Annotated in this window: 2 protein-coding genes and 1 pseudogene; 2 read left to right on the top strand and 1 reads right to left on the bottom strand. The window is 41.2% G+C overall.

Features of this window, described 5'->3' with window-relative positions; all coding sequences use genetic code 11:
• Both malQ and QNK26_RS02925 read left to right on the top strand, forming a co-directional pair.
• A partial coding sequence (malQ, locus tag QNK26_RS02930; RefSeq protein WP_319220766.1) for a 4-alpha-glucanotransferase occupies positions 1-2,195 on the top strand: 2,195 nt, incomplete at its 5' end.
• 17 nt (positions 2,196-2,212) lie between these two features.
• On the top strand, positions 2,213-3,997 hold the full coding sequence (locus QNK26_RS02925; protein ID WP_319220765.1) for an alpha-amylase family glycosyl hydrolase: 1,785 nt from the start codon (positions 2,213-2,215) through the stop codon (positions 3,995-3,997).
• Between the two features lie 103 nt (positions 3,998-4,100).
• Here QNK26_RS02925 and QNK26_RS02920 read toward each other — a convergent pair.
• Positions 4,101-4,454 (bottom strand): annotated as a pseudogene (locus QNK26_RS02920) (hypothetical protein); the annotation flags it as partial.

Below are 4,454 nucleotides of genomic sequence, written 5' to 3'. Positions count from 1 at the left end.
CAGGGAATTTCAATATGACGCCAATTCAACAACTTGCCGAACAGGTAGGTTTTCACTCTAGTTACATCGATTGCTACGGCAATAATGTTAGTGCTAATCCACAAGCACTGCATGGTTTATTAACCGCCATGGAATATAATTTAGAGAGTGATGAAGCTATTTTAGCGAGTGCAGCGCAGCTGCAAAATTCATCTTGGTTATCGTTATTACCACCGATGCAAATGGTTAAATCGGAAAGTGCTACTCATAGTGCATGGTTAAGTGTGCAACAAGACCAATTAGGTAATCAACTGCAATGGAATATTACACTTGAGTCTGGTGATATTTTAACCGGCGAGACAGCATTAGCTGATCTTACGATACTCGATCAGCAAACTGTTGCGGGTTCAGTTCATCAAAAATTAAGCCTCACATTGCCAACATTGGTTGAAGGTTACCATTCTTTAGCCATTTCAGTGGCTAATGAAAATGCCAGTTGTCACTTAATTGTGGCGCCACAAAAATGTTTAAGCCCTAATGAAGCAAGCGACTATCGTATGTGGGGCTTGGCTGCACAGCTATATTCAGTTAAATCTGATAATAGTTGGGGCATGGGCGATTTTGGCGATCTTAAACATTTAGTTACTGAGTCGGCTAAGCGCGGCATAACAGCTATTGGTTTAAATCCATTGCATCCACTGTACCCAAATAATCCGGCTCATATAAGTCCGTACTCACCTACCAGTCGTTGTTTTCTAAACACCTTGTATATTGATGTGACTAGCGTTGCCAATTTTAGCGATTGCGCGGCAGTACAAACATTAGTAAATACTGCTGATTTTAAGTTGCAGGTTAGTACAGCCAACAATCAAGAGTTTATTGATTACCCACATGCTGCACACTTAAAGTTTCAGGCATTAGAGTTATTGTATAAAGATTTTATTAGTAAACATTTAGCCAAGAACACTGATTTTGCGCAACAGTATTTAAGTTTTGTGGATGAAATGGGTGATGATTTATTTGAATTAGCCACGTTTGATGCTTTGTATGAACATTTCCGTAAATTAGATGAAAATGCTTATGGCTGGAAAGCCTGGCCTATAGAATTCCAAGACCCACATAGCGATGCTGTTGAACAGTTTAAAGTTAAACAGGTAGAACGAATTGGCTATTTCCAATTTTTACAATTTATTGCCGATAAGCAATTAGGTGCTGCCGCAAGCCAAGCTAAAAGTGATGATATGCCTATTGGCTTGTATCTCGATTTAGCCGTGGGCTGTGATGGCAGTGGCGCAGAAGTGTGGGCCGATAAACACAGCTATGTTTCAGGTGCTGCCGTGGGCGCGCCGCCAGATGCAATGAACACTTTAGGACAAGATTGGGGACTTACACCAATTAATCCTGTAGCACTGCAAGAAAAAGGCTATATGCCACTTGTTAAAGCACTAAGAAGTAATATGCGTCACGCTGGCGCATTGCGTATCGACCACGTATTGGGCCTTATGCGTCAATATTGGGTTGCGCCAGGTATGGCTGCTGATCAAGGTATTTATATCACCTTCCCACTGGATGATATCTTTCGTATTATCGCGTTAGAATCACGCCGTAATAACTGCGTAGTTATTGGTGAAGATTTAGGTAATGTGCCGAATGGCTTTGGCGACATTATGGCTGAGTCAGGGCTGTTATCATACAAAGTTCTATTTTTTGAACGTTGGGAAAACGGTTTATATTATCGCCCTGAAAGATATCCAGAGCAGTCGATGGTTACGGTATCAACGCATGATTTATCAACCATTGCCGGTTGGTGGACAGGCAATGATTTAAAGTGGCGCCAAGCGCTAAATTTATACCCGAACGAGCAAATGGGTATTGAGGAACGTGCTGATCGTATTACTGATCGTGAGCAATTACTGGATGCATTAGTATATGAAGGCGTATTGGCAGCGGAAAATTTCCCGCCGATGCAACCCGCACAAATGAATTCTCAATTAGCCAAAGCGGTGCAAGCCTTTTTAGCTAAAGCACCGAGCCGGGTATTACTAGTGCCATTAGAAGATGCGCTAGGTTTACATGAACAAGTGAATATCCCAGGTACGATTGACCAGCACCCAAATTGGCGTCGTCGCTTACCATTCACCATAAATGAATTTTGGCAACATACCGATATGACTAACTTAGTTACTGTGATGAATAAGGAGCGTCCTAAGGGTTAATCCTTAGGCATATACTGATGAATAAATATAACAAATTAGCTTTTATTAGCCTGTGTACTTTAATTTTATGGGCTTGTGAACCAAGTGATGTACGTTCAGCTGCGCAAGTTGATGCAAGGTTAGCACAACCTAAGGTCGCTAAAATTAGCGAGCAATTACCACCTTATTTAACACGTGATATTCGCGAGGAAGTGTTTTACTTTGTGATGCCAGATCGCTTTATCAATGGTGATAAAAGTAATGATAATGGCTCAAAAACCCTTGTTGAATCGCAAGGCGGTTTCGATCCAAGCAGTAAAAGTCATTACCATGGTGGCGATATTATTGGCTTAAAAGAAAAGTTACCTTATTTACAGGAAATGGGCATCACATCTATTTGGATGACTCCCATTATGCGTAACCAGGCAATGCAAGGTGATAGCTCTGGTTATCATGGTTATTGGGTATTAGATTTTACTGCCATTGACCCGCATTTAGGCTCTGCTCAAGACCTAAAGGATTTAATCGATGCTGCGCATGCGTTAAATATGAAAGTATTTTTCGATATCATCGCCAATCACAGCGCCGATGTCATTAAGTTTAAAGAATGTCATGGCGAAGACGGCAAACAGTGGTTAGGTGAAACCGAAGGTTTATGTGATTATAAAACGTTAGAACAAGTTGCCAATGGCGATACTTATAGCACGTTTGTATCACCGGGAAGTGAAGATATTAAAACGCCACAATGGCTAAATGACCCTAAATTTTACCATAACCAAGGCGACAGTACTTGGGAAGGCGAAAGTGCGATATACGGTGATTTTGCCGGTCTTGATGACATTGATACAGACAACCCCGAAGTCGTTAAGGGCTTAATCGATGTATTCAAAGGTGTCGTCTCAGAATTTAAACCCGATGGCTTTCGTATTGATACGGTAAAGCATGTCAATATGGAATTTTGGAGTGAGTTTTCACCGGCTATTGTTGAGCACGCGAAATCGTTAGGTATTCCTCAATTCTTTATGTTTGGCGAAGTGTATGACTTTACCCCTGAAGTGTTAAGTCAGTTCACCACCACAGGCAATATGCAATCAATATTAGATTTCGGTTTTCAAAGCGCGGTTTTCCAAACGTTAGTTGAACGTAAAGGTACAGATGTATTGGCAATGTTGTTTGCCGGTGACCACCATTATAAAGATGCGGATAGCGACGCGAGTCAACTTGTCACTTTTACCGGCAATCATGATATGGGCCGTTTCGCTCACTTGTTAGATGTTGCTAAATTTGAAATGGACGAAGCCGAAAAACTCGCGCGGGTTAAACTATCGAACGCATTAATGTACTTTTCTCGCGGTATTCCAGTCGTTTACTATGGCGATGAACAAGGTTTTGTCGGCGATGGCCATGACAAAGATTCACGTCAAGATATGATGCCATCGCTCGTTGCTTCATTTAATGATGATGACTTACTTGGCACAGATAAAACTACTGCTGACAGTAACTTTGATCAAAGCCATGAGTTGTACCAAGATTTAGTGGCATTAGCGCAGCTTTACCTCGACCATCCAGCGCTGCGAAATGGCCAGCAAGCACAAGTTTATGCCCAATCAACACCAGGCTTATACGCATTTACACGTACTCTAGATAATAAGCAGTACTTAATTGTTGCTAACACCGCAACCACTGATCAAAGCCAAACGTTTACCATGAATTACCAAGGCTATGAACCAGTAGTATTAGCGAAAGACAAAACCGAACAAGACGGCGTAGTAACAATAAACCTAGCGCCATTAAGTTATGCGGTTTTTAAAGCGAAAAAATAGTGTTTTAGTAAAAGATAGAAATAAAAAGTCGAACTAAGTTCGACTTTTTTGTTTGGCAATGAGTATCGGGAGCTATATTGAAATTGCTTATCGCATCAATCATTTACTTGGCAAACATAAACTCTAATGGAATATGCAAACGCTTCGCCCAAGATTTCTCGCTATGATTTTCGCCCTTGAAAAACTTACTTTGCCATAAACTTTGAGGGTATTGTTGTTTAAAAATAGCATCAATTTGTATTTGTAAGTCGGGGTACATAGCATCTAAGGTTTTATCGCCGTGATCAAAGTATAATTTTTGGGTGCTCAGATCTGGTAAATGTTGGGCGATATAGTCTTTAAATGCATTGAAAGCCTGCTGATCGCTGTAAGCAAGAAGTCCGGGTGGGCCCATGTTTTTGCGGAGGATTTCGGTGCCGTTGAGAAAGGCAATGAAGCCATCATCGTAGTCGATCGA

This window comes from Moritella sp. (assembly GCF_033791185.1).
Classification (GTDB): Bacteria; Pseudomonadota; Gammaproteobacteria; order Enterobacterales; family Moritellaceae; genus Moritella.
Note: the sequence above shows the minus strand (reverse complement) of the source record. Positions and strands in the feature narration are given on the sequence as shown.